Below are 19,602 nucleotides of genomic sequence, written 5' to 3'. Positions count from 1 at the left end.
CGGAAGCGCAGATTTTCTGTGATAATACTGTAATGACCGTTATCCAAGCGATTTTGCTCGGCATAGTTGAGGGCATTACCGAATTTTTACCGGTATCCTCGACGGGGCATTTAATCCTCGTGAGTCAAATTTCACATTTGGCCCAAACGGATTTCCTTAAAAGTTTTGAAATAATCATTCAACTCGGGGCCATCGCTTCGGTTATCGTTCTCTATTGGAAATCGTTTCTTAACCTTACCATCATAAAGAAACTTGTTGTCGCGTTTCTCCCGACGGCGCTTGTTGGATTTACCCTGTACCGCGTTGTGAAAACATATTTCTTGGGGAATAACGCCATTGTTCTTTGGGCGCTTTTTATCGGTGGTATTGTTCTTATTGTTTTTGAACTTCTCCATAAGGAAAAAGACACCGCAACCGAAGACGTGCATTCCATCTCTTATTCCCAGTCGTTTTTTGTCGGGCTGTTCCAGTCCGTGGCGCTTATTCCCGGAGTCTCGCGTTCGGCTGCGACAATTCTGGGAGGATTGCTTTTGGGGCTCAAAAGAAAAACAATCGTTGAGTTTTCCTTCCTGCTTGCCGTGCCCACGATGCTTGCCGCAAGCGGGCTTGATCTGTACAAAAATGCTTCCACTTTTTCCTTAAACGAGGCGGGGATACTTGCCGTGGGTTTTTTCTCGGCATTTTTGGTTGCCATGGCAAGTATCAAATTTTTCCTCGGATTTGTTCAAAAACACGACTTTGTCCCATTCGGCATATACCGCATTTTGGTAGCGCTTCTTTTTTGGTTTATTATTTTTTGACAGGCCGCCACTTTCTTTAGAAAAGTGATTGGGTGAAAGCGGTTTCTTTGACTTCTTCCCAAAGCCTGGTATCAAGTTTTATTTCAAGTTTGGCAGGGCCTTCTTTATAGAAAAGTTTGCTATTTTTAAGCGCATACTCGTACAGATCTTTTGTGATCTTTACGTCATCGATGCAATATGCTTTCACTTTTTCTATCTCGCCCTTTTTCCACCATTCAAGGGCCTGGAGGCCGTGTCCGGATTTAGAAACACCGAGAGTTCCTTGCGCCACCTGGTCAAGGCGTACGCGCTTGCCAATACTGTTTTTAATCTCTCTCAGCAAATCAACACTTTTAATTTTTGCCAGATTGCCGGGGTAATATTTATTGAGAAGGGGGATGTCGAAGTGGTCCGAGTTATAGCCGATAAGAATGTCAGCTTTTGAGAGAATAGGCCACAACTGCGAAAGTTCGTTTTCCAAAAATGATGAATACTTGTCTTCCGTGTAGTCGTAAATGGCAAGAAGAGAAATGGTCAAATCGGCAGGATTATTCGTACCCACGTCTTGAAAGAGATTCGCGGTTTCAACATCAAAAACTATTTTTCGCATACTGGAGTTTCTAGAAATTATAACTTTTTAGAAATAGTAAGCGGGAGGTTGTGGCTTTCCAGAAAATCGCGAACAGTAACATCTCCTATACCGAAACCAACGATTGCTACAGGTTCTACACCGAACATCTCAAGCAAATTATCATATCGTCCACCACCAAAAAGAGAACGACGATTTTCCGTGTTTGTGTCAAAAGCTTCAAAGACAATACCCGTGTAGTAATCAAAACCCCGAGCAATGTTTGTATCAATAACCACATTATTAATCCCTCTTGAATTGAGCTCGTTTTTTAAGTTATCAAGATTTTTTGTTGTTTTCTTCCCATTCAAAAGTTCTAGAAATCTTTCTTTTTTCTCTTCTCCCAAGTTACGGGTAAGTTCGTCTTTAAAGTTATCAATTTTTTCTTGAGCATCCACAAGGCGTATAACTTCTTTTCTCGTACTCGATGAACAACCGCCAATCTCTTCAAAAATTTCGTCAAAGAGTTTCCGGTCATTCACTCGTATAATGAAATCTTCATCTTTTGCTCCGAACTCTCGCATAGTTTTATGAGCAAGAGAAATAATCTCTACATCTCCCTCAATTCCAGGAACACCTATAAGGTCACAGTTGAGCTGCCAGTGTTCGCGCTTGCGTCCGCGTTGAGGACGTTCGTAACGAAAAACGTTTGGGATTGAATACCAACGGAGGGGGAGCTTGAGACCTCTGCGCTTTGCCGCAATCATGCGGGCAAGCGAAGGTGTCATTTCTGGACGAAGGGCAACTTCACGGTCGCCTTTATCCTTGAACAGATACATCTGGTCATTAACAATTTCGTCGTTTCCTTTACTTCGATAGAGGTCGGCATATTCAAGTATGGATGCTTCATACTCTTGATACCCGGCTTCCTCAACTATTTTTCTCCATGTCGAGAAAATATAATTTTGAACAGCCATGTCTTCGGGATAAAAATCCCGCACACCTTTGTAGCTCTCAGTTGAAAGCTTCTTTGCCTTTTCTTCCATGATAGGTACTATTGTAGCCAAAAGATGAAGGAGAAACAAGGAATCATCAATCTATACAAACGTATTGGGGAAACGCCCAAAGAACGTCTTGAGCGTTTTAAAAAAGAAAATCCGCTGTATGCGGATGCGACATTGAGTTATGCGGGACGTCTTGACCCAATGGCCGAGGGGGTGCTTCTCGTGCTTGTTGATGAAGAAAATAAAAAACGTGCGCAATATCTTTCTTTTACCAAAGACTATGTATGTGAAATCCTGTGGGGTTTTTCAACCGACACATACGACATTCTCGGAATAATGCGCAGCACGCCGTTTTCCTTTCCCGAAACATTTGATGTTCTTGTCGAAGAAGAAGTGAAAAAACTTCACGACGAAACTCACCAGCACTTTCCAGCCTACTCTTCCAAGCCGGTTCTCGGTAAACCACTGTTTCAATGGGCCCGTGAAGGAAAAATAAACGAAATTGAAATTCCTCTCAAAGATATTCACGTGGAAAACGCATACGTGGTTTCTCACAACGCGATGCACGGTAAGGTTCTTCTTTCGGCCATTGAAGAAAAAATTTCCAAAATTTCAGGTAATTTTCGCCAGGACGATATTGTGCGGGAGTGGCGCAAAACACTTGCGGGAAAAGAAGGGGAGACATTCAGGACAACATCGGTCTTTTTTTCAGTCACTTCGGGCACGTATATACGCGGACTTGTTCACTTACTTGGCCAAAATCTGGCTTGTGGGGGCACTATTCTTTCTCTTACTCGGACGCGTGTCGGAGAATACGCTATCGACAATGCGCTCTTGTAGGCTTGCTTTTTTCTTCATTTCTTGTATAATCCCTTCTTGTATCGTAAATCTCCAGTGGGTCTAGGGTTTTAACTCGCCATTGGTAGGGGTTCGTGTGCGATGCAATTATTCAGTTAACGTACATCGGAAACAAATGGCGAAGAAGTTATATATTGGCGGTTTGCCTTACACTACGACCGATGAGAGACTTTCAGAAGTTTTCTCACAGGCCGGAGCAGTTGAGTCAGCAAACGTCATTATGGACCGTATGACCGGAAAGTCCCGCGGATTCGGATTTGTCACTATGACAAACGACGAAGACGGACAGAAAGCTATTGACATGCTCAATGGCAAGGACATGGATGGTAGAACCATCACGGTTAACGAGGCGCGACCTATGCAGCCTCGCTAAGCATAAACAAAAACACCCCGCGCAAGCGGGGTTTTTTGTTTTTCTTTAGCTTTTCCTTCAGGACGTTTGAGCGAGAATTTCCTTTTAAAAAATCTTGCGGAGCCTGAAGAAGGCGAGCAGAGAAAAATCCAGTAGGATTTTATCGTGTTTTGCAAAAGGAAATTAGAGCGGGTTTTTGCTATACTGTCCTCATCAAATGGAAACGATAAAGAAAATACGAAACATTTTTGCAAGAGAAGTTCTCGACTCCCGCGGGAATCCTACTGTTGAAGTTGACGTTACTCTTGAAGACGGCGCATTTGGCCGTGCGGCCATTCCTTCCGGCGCTTCCACAGGCACGCACGAGGCCGTTGAACTCCGCGATGGAGACAAAAAACGGTATCAAGGTAAAGGGGTATCCAACGCGGTTACGCACGTAAACACAACCTTGAGTAATTCGCTTGTCGGAAAAGAGTTTGGTCAAGAAAATCTCGACAAGACAATGCTTGAAATTGACGGCACAGAAAACAAAAGTAATCTTGGGGCAAACGCGATTTTAGGAGTATCACTCGGATTTTCTCACGCGGCAGCCCAGAGCGAGAAGAAACCGCTCTACCGCTATTTCAATGACATAAGCGGAAAAGGCAAGATGATTCTTCCCGTTCCTCTCATGAACATTTTAAACGGCGGAAAACATGCTCTTAATTCCACCGATCTTCAAGAATTCATGATAGTACCGCACGGGGCGCAGACGTTTAAAGAAGCATTGCGATACGGTTCGGAAATTTTTCATACACTGAAGAAAGTACTCGAAGAAATGAATTGCAATGTCATGGTTGGGGACGAGGGAGGATACGCGCCCGCTCTGCCTTCAAACGAGGCTGCCATTGAAGTGATTTTAAAATCAATTGACCGCGCCGGTTATGTTGCCGGAAAAGATGTCTCTCTTGCCATAGACGCCGCGTCGAACGAACTTTATGCCGATGGAAAATATAACCTCAAAACCGAAGGGAAAAATCTTACGACGGATGAAATGATTGCCATGTACGTGGACTGGCAGAAAAAATATCCTCTTATTTCTCTTGAAGATGGCCTGTACGAAGATGACTGGGATGGATACAAAAAACTTACCGATATTCTTGGTGGGAAAATGCAGATTGTCGGTGACGACTTGTTTGTAACAAATCCCGTACGCCTCGAAAAAGGAATTACGGAAGGAGTTGGAAATTCAATCCTTGTGAAACTAAATCAAATAGGGACTGTCACCGAAACGATACACACTATCGAAATCGCGCGGAAAGCTCGATATACATCAATCATTTCCCACCGTTCAGGAGAAACCGAGGACACGACCATAGCCGATTTTGCGGTAGGTCTTGGGACAGGGCAGATTAAAACAGGCTCTCTTTCCCGAAGTGAGCGGGTGGCAAAATACAATCGGCTATTAAGAATTGAGGAAGAATTGGGGAATGAGGCCGTATATGCAGGCAAAAAGACTTTTCCTGTCGCCCCCTAAATATTGACCTTTGTAGTTTTTTGGGGTACTCTTTCGCCCAGGATAAGTTCGTTATAACCTATTAAACAGAGGAGGTAGTTAATGCAGAAAAGCGTTCGTTTTATCCTGGTTACCGGTGGACCGTGTTCGGGCAAAAACACCCTTGCGGAAGGGCTCGCCCGCGAATATGGTTTTGGTTTCATCGACATGGGCGATTATCTTCGCAAAACGATTCAAAACGACCCGAGTTTTTCGAACGTTTTGAAAGAACCCCACCTTCAGGAGGCGCTGAAAACGGCAATGAATTCGGGTCATTTGCTTCCCGACGAAATTATTGACACGTGCTTCCAAAAAGAAGTTACGCGCATTATTCGTGAAAGAAATGGTGATTATGCGCCAAAGAGCATACCGATAATTGTTTGCGGTTATCCCCGGACAAACGGCCAACGCGCAAGTTTCATACGTTATTGGTCACATTTTGGCGTCACACATCTCTTTCTTGACGGGGAAAAGGAAATTTTCCTCGAGAGACTGCTTCGTGCCGGCAAAACCAGAGGTGACAGGAAAGACGACTCGACGTCCACTTTCGAGAAACGGTGGAAAGAATTCAAGGGCAAAACCGTACCCATGATCAAGTACCTCCAGTTACAGGAAAAAAACATTATTCGAAACCTCCGTATCACCCAAACCAATTTGTCAACAATTGAGTCGGTGTTCAAAAGAGCCCGTCAATTACTCGCTCTCCCCCGGCATACAAAAAACGGAAAGGGAAGAATTCGTAATTTTGTCGGTCCTGTACCGGCATCAGTTTCTGTTTAAGGCAAACAAAACAATAAAAGCGCGTCAGCCTTAGGCTGACGCGCTTTTTCTTATATTCTAAGCCATTTATCATATAAATACATTGACATTATGTCAAAAGAATGATACTATTGAGAGTAAGCAAATAGTGCTTATAACTAAACACAAAAACTATGAACGCAGTATCATTTTTAAGAAAACAGCACAAAAAAGATCTTCCGGCGACGAGACTTCAGGAGGATGTGAATCGTCTGCTTGAAGATCTGCGTGATTTCATCATTGAGGAAGAAAAACATGAGTCGGAAGAGCTTGCGCGGCTCAATGAGATCAACGTTGATTTCGTGTTAAGTGAAAAAGTCTTTTGCAGCGACGGAAAATACCGGACAGCAAAAAAAATGGGAAGCCACATGACCGTTACAAACCCGCACGTAAAATATCAAGAACTTGAAAATGGGGGACGTATTTTCTCGGGAGCCAGAGGCATAGAAGAAAGACCGCTTTATTTCAAAATTTATTTCGGGAAAATTCACAACATACTCGGTTCCTTTGTTCGTCAACTCAAATTCTAATAAAAATACCGTCAGCCTTGGGCTGACGGTATTTTTATTATTTGTTTTCTTGCTGTAAATGCCTAAATAGACACTACATCATTTTCTTCTTATCAAGGAGGAGAACGACTGCCGAAGCGCCAACGAGCACGTATACTATGGCTTCAAGTGAAGAAATGCTTCCGAGAAGCAAATTGACCATGTTCCAATTTCCTCCGACGAGTTCGCCTATCCCTACGAGTCCCCAGTTAAGAGCCCCGATGATGACAAGCCACCATGCAATTTTATTCATTGTTTGGTTTGTAAAGGAGTTATATAAAATTCGACCCCGAAAAGGTCTTATGCATTTCATGATAGCATGTTCCCGGAAGACGCAATGACCCTCATTCACGGACATTGCGCTTTCTTTTTTTTCTGTTATACTTTTTCTCGTTATGTCTCAAGATAAACTCATAAGAATCGTTTCGGAAGGGGACGCAAAAGGCGTAGGTAAGGGCCATGTGTATTTTACGTCCAAAAACAAAAAAAATACTCCGGCGAAACTTTCAATTAAAAAATACAACCCAATAGCCCGGAAGCATACGGTGTACAAAGAGAAAAAGTAAAAGCCCCCTGAAGGGGCTTTTTGCTCTGGTTTTTATCCTGTCACGAATATTTTCTTACTAGAAAATTTCGCGACCCCACCTCGGAGCGGAAGCGCTCCTCCGGTCTTGCGAAGCTCCAAGTCTTCGCTTCTCACTCTCTTTTTCTTTTTTACGGTTTCCCTGTGATATAATTTTCTGTACTTAAACAAACAATTTTTATGAACGCCGATATATTTACGAAAAGAGGTGCGTTTTTGATGCTTGCTCTTGACCACGAAGACAGTTTCAGGAAAATTATCAATCCGCGCAATCCCGCAGGGGTGTACCCTTCGGATATCATTGAACTCAAACGGGGTATTATCGCTTCTTTGCTTTCCCGGATGAGCGGGGTTCTCATTGATTCGGAATATGGTTTGCCCGCATACGAGGGAGCGACAAAGAAAACTCTTCATCAGCCGCCCTATCTTTTGCGTGTTGAGGAATCCAGCTACGAAGGAGGAACCGACGAACGATACACGAAAATTATCTACACAGCTAAAGATTTAAAAGAAAAAGGAGCGCAGGGAGTCAAACTGCTTCTTTACTTCAACCCGTTTTCCAAATCAGCGGAAAAGCAACTTCAAACGGCCAAAGAAGTGCTCGCCGACGCTCACTCCGCACAAATGCCTTTGTTCCTTGAGATCGTGACATACGAAGTGGAAGGGGCCCCGAAATCGCGCGGAGAACTGATTCTTTCTTCCATGGATGCGCTTATTGCAAAGGATATTATTCCCGACGTGTGGAAACTTGAATTCCCCGAAGGTGACCCGTATGTATGTAAGGAAATGAACACAAAAGCAGGCAATGTCCCGTGGATTCTTCTGACCCGCGGAGTATCTTTCGACGCTTTCAAAGAGCAACTCCAGACGGCCGTTGAAGCCGGAGCAAAGGGATTTCTTGCCGGGCGCGCCTTGTGGCAGGAAGTCGGGGCCTACGAACCTTCCGAAAGAGAAATTTTCTTTCGAGAAACACTGCCACGGCGGTTTGACGAAATAGCCTCTCTCATACTTCATAAGAAACCGTCCGAGTAAAACGTATGCGCTTTCTTAGCCCGACAAGGAAAAAGAAAGTAGTCGTCATCGGGGGCGGCACCGGAAGCTTTGTTATGCTCCGTGGTCTGAAGGAATATCCGTTTGACATCACCGCCGTGGTCACGATGTTTGATTCGGGTGGTTCAAGCGGAATTCTCCGAGACGAATTCGGAGTTTTACCGCCGGGCGATGCGCGCCGGTGTCTCGTCGCTTTGTCGGGAGGGGAGCGGGAAGAAACACTGCGAAGTCTTTTTAATTTTCGTTTCAATAATCCGGGGAGCACCCTTCACGGGCACAATTTCGGCAATTTATTTTTAACGGCTCTTGCACACATCAAGTCTGACGATGCGGAGGCGATAGCGGAAGCGGGGAAGCTTCTCAATATTAAAGGCACCGTCTTGCCCGTAAGCGTGCACAAATCGCAGTTATGCGCGGAACTTGAAGATGGGAGCATAATTGAGGGAGAAACCAACATCGATATTCCCAAACATGACGGCTCAAAACGCATAGAGAAAGTTTTTCTTAAGCCCGAAGCACATGTGTACGAAAAAACCCGGGAAGCCATTACGCAGGCGGATATGATTATTATCGGTCCAGGAGATTTATATACATCGATAATTCCGAATCTTCTGGTAAAAGGGGTTTCGGAAGCGATTCGGGAAAGTCGCGCAAAAAAAGTTTATATACTTAATTTGATGACAAAGTGGGGCGAAACTCACGGATTTTGCGCATCCGACTTCGCCCGCGAAGTACTGTTGTATCTTGGGATGAAACATTTTGATGTTATTGTCGGGAACTCGAAAGTTGTGCCCTCGCCCCTGTTAAAGGGTTACGAAGCGGAAAAGAAATATCCGGTTATTATAGATGGCGCGCTTTCGCAATACGGGGGGAAAATAGTGATAGACGATATTTATGACGACACATCCGTCCTACGTCACGATTCTCATAAAATAGCGGCCATTATAGGGAAACTTTAGACTCTAAAACAAAACCCCTCCGCTTAAGGCGGAGGGGTTTTCGATTTCTGTCTATTCTTCTTCAGAAGAAGTTTCTGTGCTTTCTTCTGTGCCTTCAGTTGTTTCTTCCGGCTTCTTCTGCTCGTCCATGTTTTCCATGGAGTTGTTCATTTCGTCCATATTACTTCAGTCAAAAACAAAATTACGACTGATAATGTTCAACCAAGCACCCATTATACCGTGTCAATAAATTTAGGCAACCCCTAAAAAAAGACCGCTACATAGGGTTGATAGCGGTCTTTAGCAATAACGGACAGGTGGTGGATTCGGTTTTCCACACTTGTTGCAGATTTCTTTGCGGATTCCTCCCTTGCTTAAGTGGAGTCTCGCACCGCAACAGCGGCTCTTGGGTGTAATGAGTCCCGATGTACGCAAAGACTTTTTCGGAAATGATTTTTCATACCTGAAAAAAGCCTTTTTCAAATGTTCAGGAAGTTCAAGGAGCACTGCACCACACAATGTCCGTCTCCATCTCTGCTCTTTGACGAATCCACTACCACCTTGCATCTCCAGAGACAAATGGTCGTTTTCGTCCATACGCACCTCCTTTCTATTTGTTATAGTACCGCGCTTCTATTTAAGCGCAATACCGACGGCGATTCCCAACAGGGAAGCAATTCCGCCAAAAAACAATAGACGAAAAGCATTTTTCAGCACATTTGTTTTTAACGCTCGCGCGCTGATTATTCCGAGCAGGAACAAAGACGCCAAAGTGGCTCCGATGGATGTATTCGAGGCAATATCTATTGGAAGAAACAAATATGGGGAAAGGGGAATAAAGCCGGCCAGGGCATAAGAAAGAAGCATAATCAGGGCTCCCACAATGGTTTTTCTTTCCCCGTCTTTGCTCTCGGAATCGCTGAGGCTGCGTTCCGAAAGGTAGCTCCCAATGCCCATGGAAAAGGCTTCCACGGTAATCAGGACAAGACCGGCAATGACAATCTCTCGTTTTTCAGTTCCTGCCGCGGCAATACCTGCAAGCAAACCCACCGTAGACACAAGACTGTCTTCCGCGCCAAAAATAAAATTGCGCATATATGAAAGGAAGGAAGCGCGAGAAAGATGCATATGCCCAATTATACTACGTTACACAGAAGTGCATTGGGAATTTTGCCAAAAGATTTTATTTGTTATAATGGGGAGCCGTGAGTGCGCTAGAAATTACACATCTGAAAAAGAAATATAAAAATGCCGTCGCTGTCGACGACATTTCTTTTCGTATAGAGAAAGGAGAGTTTTTCGGATTTTTGGGAGTGAACGGAGCGGGGAAAACGACAACAATCCATTGTATTACGGGAATCGCAACGTATGCCGAGGGCTCAATTCTTGTCGGTGGAGCTGATGTAAAAAACAACTACCGCGAGGCGCGAAAAAAAGTGGGACTGTCTCCCCAGGAATTCAATGTTGATATTTTTTCGACTACCCGAAAGATTCTCGATTATATGGGGGGATATTATGGCATGAGGAGCGCGGAACGGAAAAAACGCATCAATGAACTTTTGGTTCAATTTGATCTTCTTCCGCATGCCACTAAACCATTTCAATGGCTTTCCGGCGGGCTTAAGCGTCGTGTGATGCTCGCACGAGCCTTGATGCATGACCCTGAAGTTTTGATTCTCGACGAACCGACTGCGGGTGTTGATGTCGAAATGAGACATGACTTGTGGGAGTACCTCCAAGATTTGAACAAAAAAGGAAAAACCATCCTTCTTACCTCGCACTATCTTGAAGAAGTTGAGCGGCTGTGCGACCGCATTGCCATTATTCACAAAGGGAAAATTATCGCACTTGATAAAAAGGAAGTATTCCTTGAAGGGGGCAAAAAACTCGAGGAGCGATTTTTAGAGTTAACCAAAGAAGAAAAACCCAAAACATCATGAGTCCCGTACGAAATTTATCTTTACATAACCACGCGAAGCGCGAGTGGCAAATAGCCACGTCCTTCTTGTCGGCGCAGCGCTTCGCTCATAACGGGAACTGCCTATTCGGCAGACGCACTGCGCAGGATATCTTTATAAATAAATTTCTAACGGGATGAACTGGGTAGGATTTTACACATTGATACGCAGAGAGGTTGAGCGAACGTTTAGGGTCATCACACAAACGATTGTTACCCCTCTGATTTCCGCCTTCCTCTACATTTTCATTTTCGGTTCGATAGTTGGCGGGAAGATAGACCTTATCGGCGGTGTTTCTTACATTTCCTTTGTGTTGCCGGGGATTCTGATGATGAATGTTGTCGCGGCCGCTTTTGGAAGCACTTCTTCCGCAGTTTATTTCGGCCGTTGGACGCGCAATATCCAAGAAATACTTGTTGCTCCTCTTTCCCATCTTGAAATGGTAATTGGGTTTACTTTAAGCGGAGTCGTTCGCGGCATTTTGGTTGGTGTGGGGGTGCTTTTCATTGCCGTTTTGTTTGGTGTGGCACAGATGGAACATTTTGGCTTTTTCCTTTTCTACCTTATCGGTGTGTCTGCAATTTTCTCGCTATTGGGAATTCTTGCTGGTCTTCAGGCGGGCGGATTCGAACAGTTAAGCGTATGGAACACATTCATTATCACGCCCCTTTCTTTTCTCGGAGGTGTTTTCTACTCAATCTCAATGCTTCCGCAAAATTTGCACGTTATTGCTTTATGGAATCCGTTTTTCTATTTTGCGGATGGTATCCGGTTTTCAATGGTTGGTATCAGCGAAGCCAATCAGACGTTCGGCATGCTCATGACCCTTTTTCTGATTATCGGTCTTTCCGTGCTTGTAGAACGTCTTTTTGCCAAGGGCTGGAGAATAAGAGAGTAGATTGCAGGATAGCGATTTTTTGCTAGTATAGTCTTTATTATTCCCCTGTAGCTTGGCGGTGGAGTGAGAAGTGAAGACTTGGAGCTTCGCAAGACCCTTTGAGATATTTTATGAGGAACGAAGTAAAATATCTCAAAGGGTGTGCAGCTCCTGTAAGGAGATCGCACTGTAAGGAGATTGCTAAGAATAAAAATTTGCAATCATAGAACAGAGCGGAATAATATAACTACATTCCCCTGTAGCTCAGCGGTAGAGCAATCGACTGTTAATCGATTGGTCGGAGGTTCGAATCCTCCCGGGGGAGCCAACGAATAAAAAAGACCTTGCTCCACGCAGGGTCTTTTTTATCGTTTAGGTTTTCCAAACGGAGAACGCACATTGTTGTGCGTTCGTGAGGATTCGAAGACCGCAGCGATGTTTTGTCAGCAGACAAAACCGCGAGGGGCGGGCTGCGAGTTTACCGAGCGACGGCGAGATAAGACGTGTAGCCGAATCCTCCCGGGGGAGCTTTGAAAATCAAGACGCCCTTCACGGGCGTTTTTGTATTTCCAACTTCCACGGTTAGGGGGTTCGAAAGACGGAGGCGCGCCTGCGGGGCAGGATGAAGCGCCGAGTCGGGGTCGCAGGTCTGCGAAGCAAGAACCTGTGACCGAATCCTCCCGGGGGAGCTAGATATTGACAAATATTGTATTACGGTGTACAATAAGGCTTAGACTGGTTGAACCAGAAACCCTAACCCTTTACTGGAGATGCAGCCATGAATCAGGTGAATGGTGTTCTGAAAAAAGTTCTTCAAAGATGTTCACGTGTTTTAACAAGTGAACAACTCAAGAAAAAAAGTGTACAAACAAGAATTTGTGGCATTGTTGACCGAGCGCTTGCTCGCCGCGGTCTCAGACTTTGCACATTAAGTTTTGCGTTCTAGCCTAAACCACCTCGAATGTAAGGAAATCACCTTAAATTTGCAGGTGGTTTTCTTTTATATACAATTTAATTTTTACATTTTAAATCTCTTAATGTAGTTCTCACTTCATACCAGAAGGGGAGGAATATTCAAGGTTGTTTAATTTTCTTATCGGTGTAGAATTAGTCGACTATTCATTAACTACTTATTTATATGGCAAAAAGAGGCGGATTCCTTAGTCCGAAAAGAAAATCAAAACATTCCCCCAAGACAAAGAAGCGTCTTGCGATAAAGAGACTGATGCTTGCGGAAAGAGCTTCCCGCAAAAAATCAAAATAAAGTTTCTCCTCGCAGCCTTTCGGAGGATGCTTGACTTCTCAGTTTTTTTGTGCTATCTTTCTTACTAGAAATTGAGGAATTGTTGCTGTTCTTAACCATTTTTTTGGGAGGTGTCCGATGCAAAAAACAACTTCGGAACATGTAACTTTGGACCAAGCCGTGGTACGGGAAATCGAAAAGCGTATTGATGTGCTAGAAAAATACAGAATGTCGCTTTCGTGGTGGAGAGTGTTTCATAAGGCGGAATGTTCCGCCTCCATACAAGGATACCAAGAACATCTCGAGTCCTACAAAAAAGATATTCGAAAGGAGGATGACCGCATTTTTAATCCTCTTGAAGACCAGGAAACTTTAGGTGCTCTCGCGTCTCCCGCTGTTTTTGATTCGTAATTGCTTCTCTGAGAAACTGAAAAGTCCGTTCAAAATAAAATTTGACGGGCTTTTTTTTATTTATATTTTGCTGTTTTTAAAGACATGATAAAATAGGGGAGAAAGTCGATTTACAAGGCATTAAGACTTAACGCAATGGAAGAAGTAAAATGTGCAATGTGCGAACACGAGCACAAAGCGGGGGAGAAATGCTCCGAATGTGATTGTGAAGGATAATTTGAAAGATTTTTAACAAACCCGTCCGCTTCAAGCGGACGGGTTTTTGTTGTGGTACAATTTTTTCCTATGAAAGCCGTCTTCTTCCAATCCAAACCTTTTACACCACTTCAGGCCACTGTCGCAATTCTGCTTATCTTGCTTGGAGGAAGCGTATACGTCTATTTTTCAATGGCAAAACAACTAACGGCTACAAAAAGCCAGCTGGTTTCGGATACCGCCGCATTTAAAGCACAAATTTCCGAACTGCAGGAGAGTTTTGCCCAAGCGCAAAATGAAAATACGAACTTGGCTGAAGCGCTTAGGGTCGAGCAGGGGAAAAACGACTACTTCGATTTTCAGCTTAAAAGTATTACGGGTACTGTCGGCACACTTCAAAAGCTGAGCATGACCGACCCGGAACTTCTAAAAAAATATTCAAAAGTTTACTTTCTTAACGAAAACTATATCCCCGCTACCCTCACTGACATTACGAATTCGGAATACGCGTATCGCAACGGAAAAACGATTTCAATTCAGACAAGCGTATGGCTCTATCTTGCGAAACTTTTAAATGATGCCAAAGCAAACTCCGTCCCGCTTCAAATCATTTCGGGATATCGGTCTTTTGCGGAACAATCTTCTCTTAAGTCTAATTACAAAGTGACGTACGGGTCCGGAGCGAATCAGTTTTCCGCCGACCAAGGATATTCGGAGCATCAACTTGGAACAACGGTTGATTTCACAACTCCTGATTTAGGGGCAAGTTTTAATACGTTCAAAAATACTGCCGCATATATATGGCTGACCCAAAACGCTTACAAATACGGTTTCGTACTTTCATACTCCGAAAATAATTTGTATTACCAATTTGAACCGTGGCACTGGCGGTTTGTGGGTGTAACACTTGCGACGAAACTTCATGATGAAAATAAATATTTTTACGACCTCGACCAGCGCGAAATAGATAAATATCTCATCAACCTTTTCGATTAGATCGCGAGATTTGAAAAACCCCCGCCAAGCGAACTTGGCGGGGGTTTTGTTCAAAGCACTCTTTATTTTACGTTAACGGTGCCGATAACGGCTTTGTTGCCGTTAAGGTTGTAGAAATTCCATATGCCGGGTTGATTGAAGATAAGCTGATATGTTCCATCCTTGCCTACGGTTTTCACCTGGTCAAATGATGTATAGCTTTGGGCTGTGGTACCGGGAACAGAAAACACAAGGCGCATTGCGCTGCTGCTTTTGTTTATAAACAATATTTCTTGACCGTGGTTAATCTCGATAATCGCTGGTTCAAACAAAGTACCCCGATACAAGACGGTTTTGACGTTCGGGTTTGTTTGCGTCTGTGTTACGGGAGTTTCTTTTATAACCGCACCTCCCGTCTGTGAGGCGGCGGAGGAGCTAGAGGGGGTAGACGAATTTGAAGAAACGGGGGAGTTCGTATCTTCGACTACCGCCGGTTTGGGTTTTGAATTTACCCAAACACCAAATGCAATGCTCGCGACAATGACTAGGCCGAGCACATAGAGGATAATATTATTGTCCTTCATAGTTTTTAATTGAGCTAATAAAATTCATATTCATTATAGAACATTTGTACACAAATTATTTGTGCAAGTGCTCTAAACTGTTGATTTCTTTTGCAAGAGCATAATCTTTTTCTGTTACTTTATTATTCTCGCTGTGGGTAGTTGTTGAAATAGAAACCTCCTTGTAATTACTAATGGAAATATCAGGGTGATGCTGTAATCGTTCCGCAATTTCTCCCACTTGGTTAACAAATGCAAGCGCCTCTTTAAAGTCTTTGAAAATAAAGGTCTTATGCAAAAAATTACCTTTTTCCTCCCAAGTGTCCATGCAGTCCATTCTACAGCATATTCGGCACCTATTTGTTATTATTGCTGAGGAAGTGCTAGCCGGTTCATTACAGACAAAGGAGGAAATAATGAGACGTTGCTATCTTTGCCGTGCAAAACTTTCCGCTTGTTTTGGTTTCGTTAAAGCGGGGGACGTGCTTGAATGCGGGGAAGGGAAAAGGAAGATTGAGAACGTACGGGAGTTGTGTGGGCTCTGTGTTTTACCAACGCTCTTTATGAACTCGGAAGAACTTTTTTGTTTTTTCAAGAAAATAGGCTGGATAGAAGCCATTTCCTGTTAGAAAGACCCACCGCGTTTTGTAAAGGCGGGTCTTTTTCGTTATTTTTTGAGGGTGTATACTGGGGGCATGAGTAAACAATCTCTTATCTTTTTTGTTATTCTCTCTTTTCTTGTCGTATCATCGTTGTATTTCGTGCCATTATTGCTGCACAAAGAAGATGTCGGCCGTGCTGTCCAACTTTTTTATTACAATCCGAAAGCGGATAAAGACGAAACGGGAAACATATTATGTTCTCAAAACGGTTTGCAAAGCGTTGAACGGAAGATTGAGAACAGTACGATGCCGATAGAAGACACCATCAACCTGCTTTTGAAAGGTGAGCTGACTGAAGCAGAAAAGAAGCAAGGCCTCATGACCGAATATCCCTTACCCGGTCTGGAATTGAAAAGTACCGAACTTAAAAACGGTCTTCTCACACTTACTTTTTCCGATACCGAAAACAAAACAGGGGGCGGCTCATGCCGGGTTGGGATTTTGTGGTTTCAAATTGAAGCTACGGCAAAACAATTTCCCGAGGTATCCTCCGTCCGTTTTTTGCCCGAAGAATTGTTCCAGCCTTAAAGACCCGCTCAAATTCACTTTTCCAAAACACGATAAAATTCTTCTGAATTTTTCTCTACTCGCCCTCAACGAGCTCCGTAAGATTTTGGAAAAGTAAATTTTCGCTCAAACGGCTTGAGGGAAATATTTTTGAAAAGCTATCCCTTTCTTGCGTCTTTTGGTCTTTTTATATAATGTGTGGCAAGAAAATGATTCTTCTTTAAAATCGTAACTTCCACGAAAGGAGGTTTATATGAACCGCTTTTTTACGGATAGATGTTTTGTCGTCAAAGCGTTTTATATGGCTAATTCCAATTTGCGGCAATGTATTCCCACGGAAATGGGAGGCCGGAAATCTGCACGATGGTGTGCAGGTCTTGTCGACAGAGAGCGGGATCTCAAAGAGTTTCCCACGGCAAGCCTTGAAAGTAAGGATGAATTTGAACTGGGCGCGGCTATTCGTATAAAGGCGGATGAGTATGATGCTCTTGGAAGGCCTTTGAGAATAGGCTGGCTCGACCTTGCCTTGTTACGTCACGCTTTGAGAAACGAGCGAAGGGAAATTATCCTTGCTCGGGCCGAAGTGTTAAACGGTTGTCCTGAAATACGATTATGTGTCGGATATCGTTACGAAGGGACGGAGCCGTATTACACGGGAAAACGCCGGGGTAAGGAAACACTCTCAATGCAAAGCGAGTTTTATACCGCAATTCCGTCAAACGGAGTTCTGGAAAAATGCCAGGCATTTTACAAAAGGTTTCCCGGATGGAAATGCGAAACGGACGCCGTCTCTTCCTCCAAAGACCTACCCAAAGAATTTATTGAGGGTATTACGCTTCTAGAAAAAGAAGCGCAAGTGAAGGTCCGCGCGGTTTCTTTCGGAAAAAACATGGAAAAAATTGTTCCTTTATAAAAAACCGTCAGCCCAAGGCTGACGGTTTTCTTTTGGGTGTATAATCAACGGTATGAAAGGTTATGTTTCAAACATTGAAAAGGAATCTCTTGAAAATTCCGATTTCCGACGTGTGCTGTATACGGCAAAAAACAGTCAGTTGGTTTTGATGAATCTTAAACCAGGCGAAGATATCGGAGAAGAAGTTCACACCCTTGACCAATTTATCAGAGTTGAAGCGGGAGAGGGGAAAGCTGTGCTTAATGGTGTGGAACATGTAATTGCCGACGGGAGTGCGGTTGTTGTGCCTGCGGGTGTAAAACACAATGTCATAAATGCGGGCAGTGCGGATATGAAACTGTATACTCTTTATTCACCCCCGGAACATCAAGACGGTACTGTCCGCAAGACGAAGGCCGAGGCTCTGTCAAATGAAGAACACTTCGATGGCAGGACCACGGAGTAGCAGGGAAGACATAACCTAAAAATTGTGATATAATCCAAATATGTTAGCGCGCCTTACATCCTCAATACTTTTTGTCGCCATTGTGGGTATTGCCGTTTTCGGTTTTCTTGGCATGGGACACAACTATGGAGCAGGTTGCATTGCATCTCTTTTCCAGCGGACGGTGTGTCCGGACACAAGTACGGCCCTTGATGGGGCGGCATTTTATACCAACGCATTGCGTGGATTCTCAACCGCCACTTTTGATAGCGTGTCCATGTCTGTTTTGCTCGTCTCGTTGCTGCTGACTTCCGTGTCGGCGTTTCTATACGCGATTGTTGTAATTTCTCAAAAAACTTTTCTTGTCATTCGGCCTGTAACGTATTCTCTCCATGAGACTAGTGCGACGCAGAAATTTTCACACTGGCTCTCTTTGCGTGAAAAGCGCGACCCTTCGTCTTCTTTCTAGCCCGCTCTCCTCAGGCTCTTTAGTCAAGTTGCCTTTGGTTTTAAAAGCGGGTTTTTCATTTTACCCGTTTCTAATCCCGTTATATGTAAAGTATGAAAACGAAAGATATACTCATTGCATTGTTCATTAGTATTGTCGCTCTGGGGGCGCTTATTGTAACGAATAATATTTCTCAGAATAAAAAATCCCAAGAAAATCAAGAAAACAAATTATCCGAAAGCTTCCTCGTTGCTCAAGAGAAAACCTTCGATTTTGGAACCATTTCTATGGCGAAGGGCCCGGTGACACACGAATACGTTATTACCAATACAGGCGGGCGAGCAACCTTGGTGCGTACCCTATATACCTCTTGCATGTGCACACAAGCGGCACTGCAAACGGCAGAGGGTACATTCGGTCCCTTTGGTATGCCGGGCCACGGTTTTATTCCGGCTATCAATGCCGCAATCAATCCTCAAGAACAATCTCGCGTTATCGTTACTTTTGATCCCGCGGCTCACGGTCCGGCCGGCGTGGGGAAAATTGGACGATCAATTATCCTGGAAAATGACAGCGGAGCACCTGTTGAGCTTCGTTTTACCGCGAACGTAACTCCTTAAACTCCCATGAATAAAAAATTTATCATTCTTGTAATTTCTGCCGCTCTGCTTTTGGGGACAATTCTGTTTCTCAAAATGACTTCTTTCGGTTCTGTCATGTTGTGGAACATAAGCAATGAGGGAACATGGCTCTTGCCGCTCGTGGGCATAGCCGCGCTCATTGACAGTATCAATCCATGTGCATTTTCCATTCTTCTTCTTACCATAGCCTTCCTGATAAATCTTGGAAAAGTGCGAGGTAGCATCCTTACTATCGGTGCATTCTATATTCTCGGAATTTACATCTCCTACATGCTTATCGGTCTTGGTATTCTTCAGGCGCTTCATTTCTTCAATACTCCGCACTTTATGGCGAAACTCGGTGCTTTCCTTCTTATAGGATGGGGAGCGCTGAATCTTATCAATGAATTTTTCCCGTCGTTTCCCATCAAGTTGCGCATACCGACTGTATCCCACAAAACAATGGCTTTCCTAATGGAGAAAGCAACTCTTCCCACCGCTTTCATTCTGGGAGTATTTGTCGCTTTGTGCGAATTTCCGTGCACAGGAGGTCCATACCTTATGGTTCTCGGACTTCTCCATGACTCAACAACATATATTACAGGTCTTGGATATCTCTTCTTCTACAACCTCATCTTTGTCCTTCCGCTCGTCATCATTCTTATTCTTTCAAGCGATAAAGCGCTTATAGAAAAAGTACGCGAGTGGAAAAAGGGAGAGAATACTCATATGCGAATATGGGGCGGGGTCGCGATGGTTATCTTAGGAATTATTATCTTTATGTTGTAATTATC

26 protein-coding genes and 1 tRNA gene are annotated in these 19,602 nt (G+C 43.9%); 20 read left to right on the top strand and 7 right to left on the bottom strand.

From position 1 onward, the window contains the following. Positions 1-32 precede the first annotated feature (32 nt). Complete coding sequence (locus tag Q8O71_03350; GenBank protein ID MDP2705399.1) at positions 33-800, top strand: undecaprenyl-diphosphate phosphatase; 768 nt, start codon at positions 33-35, stop codon at positions 798-800. Between the two features lie 16 nt (positions 801-816). Here Q8O71_03350 and Q8O71_03345 read toward each other — a convergent pair whose 3' ends face one another. Further along, complete coding sequence (locus Q8O71_03345) at positions 817-1,389, bottom strand: ribonuclease H-like domain-containing protein (GenBank protein MDP2705398.1); 573 nt, start codon at positions 1,387-1,389, stop codon at positions 817-819. A 17-nt stretch (positions 1,390-1,406) separates the two neighbouring features. Then, positions 1,407-2,393, bottom strand: coding sequence for an ATP phosphoribosyltransferase regulatory subunit (locus Q8O71_03340; protein ID MDP2705397.1), 987 nt, complete (start codon positions 2,391-2,393; stop codon positions 1,407-1,409). Between the two features lie 24 nt (positions 2,394-2,417). On the opposite strand from Q8O71_03340, the gene Q8O71_03335 reads away from it, so the two are divergent. The 5 genes from Q8O71_03335 (at position 2,418) to Q8O71_03315 (ending at position 6,423) form a co-directional block, all read left to right on the top strand. After that, entirely contained in the window at positions 2,418-3,191 is a 774-nt protein-coding gene (locus Q8O71_03335; protein ID MDP2705396.1) for a hypothetical protein, read from the top strand. Between the two features lie 133 nt (positions 3,192-3,324). Further along, positions 3,325-3,582: an RNA-binding protein gene (locus Q8O71_03330; protein ID MDP2705395.1), complete on the top strand. Its 258-nt coding sequence runs from the start codon at positions 3,325-3,327 to the stop codon at positions 3,580-3,582. 196 nt (positions 3,583-3,778) lie between these two features. Then, positions 3,779-5,077: a phosphopyruvate hydratase gene (eno, locus tag Q8O71_03325; GenBank protein MDP2705394.1), complete on the top strand. Its 1,299-nt coding sequence runs from the start codon at positions 3,779-3,781 to the stop codon at positions 5,075-5,077. 81 nt (positions 5,078-5,158) lie between these two features. Continuing rightward, positions 5,159-5,875: a nucleoside monophosphate kinase gene (locus Q8O71_03320; protein ID MDP2705393.1), complete on the top strand. Its 717-nt coding sequence runs from the start codon at positions 5,159-5,161 to the stop codon at positions 5,873-5,875. Between the two features lie 152 nt (positions 5,876-6,027). Next, the gene (locus Q8O71_03315; GenBank protein ID MDP2705392.1) at positions 6,028-6,423 is read left to right on the top strand and encodes a hypothetical protein; all 396 of its coding nucleotides are present in this window, start codon (positions 6,028-6,030) and stop codon (positions 6,421-6,423) included. Between the two features lie 73 nt (positions 6,424-6,496). Here the strand turns inward: Q8O71_03315 and Q8O71_03310 are convergent, their stop codons facing one another. Next, entirely contained in the window at positions 6,497-6,694 is a 198-nt protein-coding gene (locus Q8O71_03310) for a DUF378 domain-containing protein (GenBank protein MDP2705391.1), read from the bottom strand. A gap of 142 nt (positions 6,695-6,836) precedes the next feature. Here Q8O71_03310 and rpmG point away from each other — a divergent pair, with 142 nt between their 5' ends. The 3 genes from rpmG (at position 6,837) to Q8O71_03295 (ending at position 9,033) form a co-directional block, all read left to right on the top strand. Then, on the top strand, positions 6,837-7,007 hold the full coding sequence (gene rpmG / locus Q8O71_03305; protein ID MDP2705390.1) for a 50S ribosomal protein L33: 171 nt from the start codon (positions 6,837-6,839) through the stop codon (positions 7,005-7,007). Positions 7,008-7,204: 197 nt separating this feature from the next. Further along, positions 7,205-8,056 (top strand): DUF2090 domain-containing protein, encoded by an 852-nt coding sequence (locus tag Q8O71_03300; GenBank protein MDP2705389.1) that lies wholly within the window; start codon positions 7,205-7,207, stop codon positions 8,054-8,056. 5 nt (positions 8,057-8,061) lie between these two features. Then, the gene (locus tag Q8O71_03295) at positions 8,062-9,033 is read left to right on the top strand and encodes a YvcK family protein (GenBank protein MDP2705388.1); all 972 of its coding nucleotides are present in this window, start codon (positions 8,062-8,064) and stop codon (positions 9,031-9,033) included. 279 nt (positions 9,034-9,312) lie between these two features. Here Q8O71_03295 and Q8O71_03290 read toward each other — a convergent pair whose 3' ends face one another. Together Q8O71_03290 and Q8O71_03285 are read right to left on the bottom strand one after the other, a co-directional pair. After that, on the bottom strand, positions 9,313-9,609 hold the full coding sequence (locus tag Q8O71_03290) for a hypothetical protein (protein MDP2705387.1): 297 nt from the start codon (positions 9,607-9,609) through the stop codon (positions 9,313-9,315). A 36-nt stretch (positions 9,610-9,645) separates the two neighbouring features. Beyond that, a complete protein-coding gene (locus Q8O71_03285; protein ID MDP2705386.1) occupies positions 9,646-10,140 on the bottom strand; it encodes a VIT1/CCC1 transporter family protein in 495 nt (164 codons plus the stop codon). Positions 10,141-10,217: 77 nt separating this feature from the next. On the opposite strand from Q8O71_03285, the gene Q8O71_03280 reads away from it, so the two are divergent. The 5 genes from Q8O71_03280 to Q8O71_03260 all read left to right on the top strand — a co-directional run bounded on the left by Q8O71_03280 (position 10,218) and on the right by Q8O71_03260 (position 14,692). Next, the gene (locus Q8O71_03280; protein ID MDP2705385.1) at positions 10,218-10,952 is read left to right on the top strand and encodes an ABC transporter ATP-binding protein; all 735 of its coding nucleotides are present in this window, start codon (positions 10,218-10,220) and stop codon (positions 10,950-10,952) included. A gap of 154 nt (positions 10,953-11,106) precedes the next feature. Then, positions 11,107-11,868, top strand: a complete 762-nt coding sequence (locus tag Q8O71_03275) for an ABC transporter permease (GenBank protein ID MDP2705384.1) — start codon at positions 11,107-11,109, stop codon at positions 11,866-11,868. A gap of 232 nt (positions 11,869-12,100) precedes the next feature. Further along, positions 12,101-12,175, top strand: a tRNA-Asn gene (locus Q8O71_03270). Between the two features lie 1,053 nt (positions 12,176-13,228). Continuing rightward, a complete protein-coding gene (locus tag Q8O71_03265) occupies positions 13,229-13,501 on the top strand; it encodes a hypothetical protein (GenBank protein MDP2705383.1) in 273 nt (90 codons plus the stop codon). A 285-nt stretch (positions 13,502-13,786) separates the two neighbouring features. Next, positions 13,787-14,692, top strand: a complete 906-nt coding sequence (locus tag Q8O71_03260; protein MDP2705382.1) for a M15 family metallopeptidase — start codon at positions 13,787-13,789, stop codon at positions 14,690-14,692. Between the two features lie 62 nt (positions 14,693-14,754). Here the strand turns inward: Q8O71_03260 and Q8O71_03255 are convergent, their stop codons facing one another. After that, a complete protein-coding gene (locus Q8O71_03255; GenBank protein ID MDP2705381.1) occupies positions 14,755-15,255 on the bottom strand; it encodes a hypothetical protein in 501 nt (166 codons plus the stop codon). Positions 15,256-15,310: 55 nt separating this feature from the next. Further along, the gene (locus Q8O71_03250) at positions 15,311-15,571 is read right to left on the bottom strand and encodes a 4a-hydroxytetrahydrobiopterin dehydratase (GenBank protein ID MDP2705380.1); all 261 of its coding nucleotides are present in this window, start codon (positions 15,569-15,571) and stop codon (positions 15,311-15,313) included. Between the two features lie 358 nt (positions 15,572-15,929). On the opposite strand from Q8O71_03250, the gene Q8O71_03245 reads away from it, so the two are divergent. The 6 genes from Q8O71_03245 (at position 15,930) to Q8O71_03220 (ending at position 19,597) form a co-directional block, all read left to right on the top strand. Then, positions 15,930-16,424, top strand: coding sequence for a GerMN domain-containing protein (locus Q8O71_03245; protein ID MDP2705379.1), 495 nt, complete (start codon positions 15,930-15,932; stop codon positions 16,422-16,424). Positions 16,425-16,656: 232 nt separating this feature from the next. Continuing rightward, positions 16,657-17,316, top strand: coding sequence for an adenylosuccinate synthetase (locus Q8O71_03240; GenBank protein ID MDP2705378.1), 660 nt, complete (start codon positions 16,657-16,659; stop codon positions 17,314-17,316). 52 nt (positions 17,317-17,368) lie between these two features. Beyond that, the gene (locus Q8O71_03235) at positions 17,369-17,761 is read left to right on the top strand and encodes a cupin domain-containing protein (GenBank protein ID MDP2705377.1); all 393 of its coding nucleotides are present in this window, start codon (positions 17,369-17,371) and stop codon (positions 17,759-17,761) included. Positions 17,762-17,801: 40 nt separating this feature from the next. Continuing rightward, on the top strand, positions 17,802-18,209 hold the full coding sequence (locus tag Q8O71_03230) for a hypothetical protein (protein ID MDP2705376.1): 408 nt from the start codon (positions 17,802-17,804) through the stop codon (positions 18,207-18,209). 92 nt (positions 18,210-18,301) lie between these two features. Beyond that, positions 18,302-18,808, top strand: coding sequence for a DUF1573 domain-containing protein (locus Q8O71_03225; GenBank protein ID MDP2705375.1), 507 nt, complete (start codon positions 18,302-18,304; stop codon positions 18,806-18,808). Positions 18,809-18,814: 6 nt separating this feature from the next. Next, the gene (locus Q8O71_03220) at positions 18,815-19,597 is read left to right on the top strand and encodes a cytochrome c biogenesis protein CcdA (GenBank protein MDP2705374.1); all 783 of its coding nucleotides are present in this window, start codon (positions 18,815-18,817) and stop codon (positions 19,595-19,597) included. Positions 19,598-19,602 lie beyond the last annotated feature (5 nt).

Source organism: bacterium, assembly GCA_030690305.1.
GTDB lineage: Bacteria > Patescibacteriota > Minisyncoccia > Phycocordibacterales > JAGLPS01 > JBBUCK01.
This window is presented reverse-complemented; position numbering and strand designations above follow the sequence as displayed.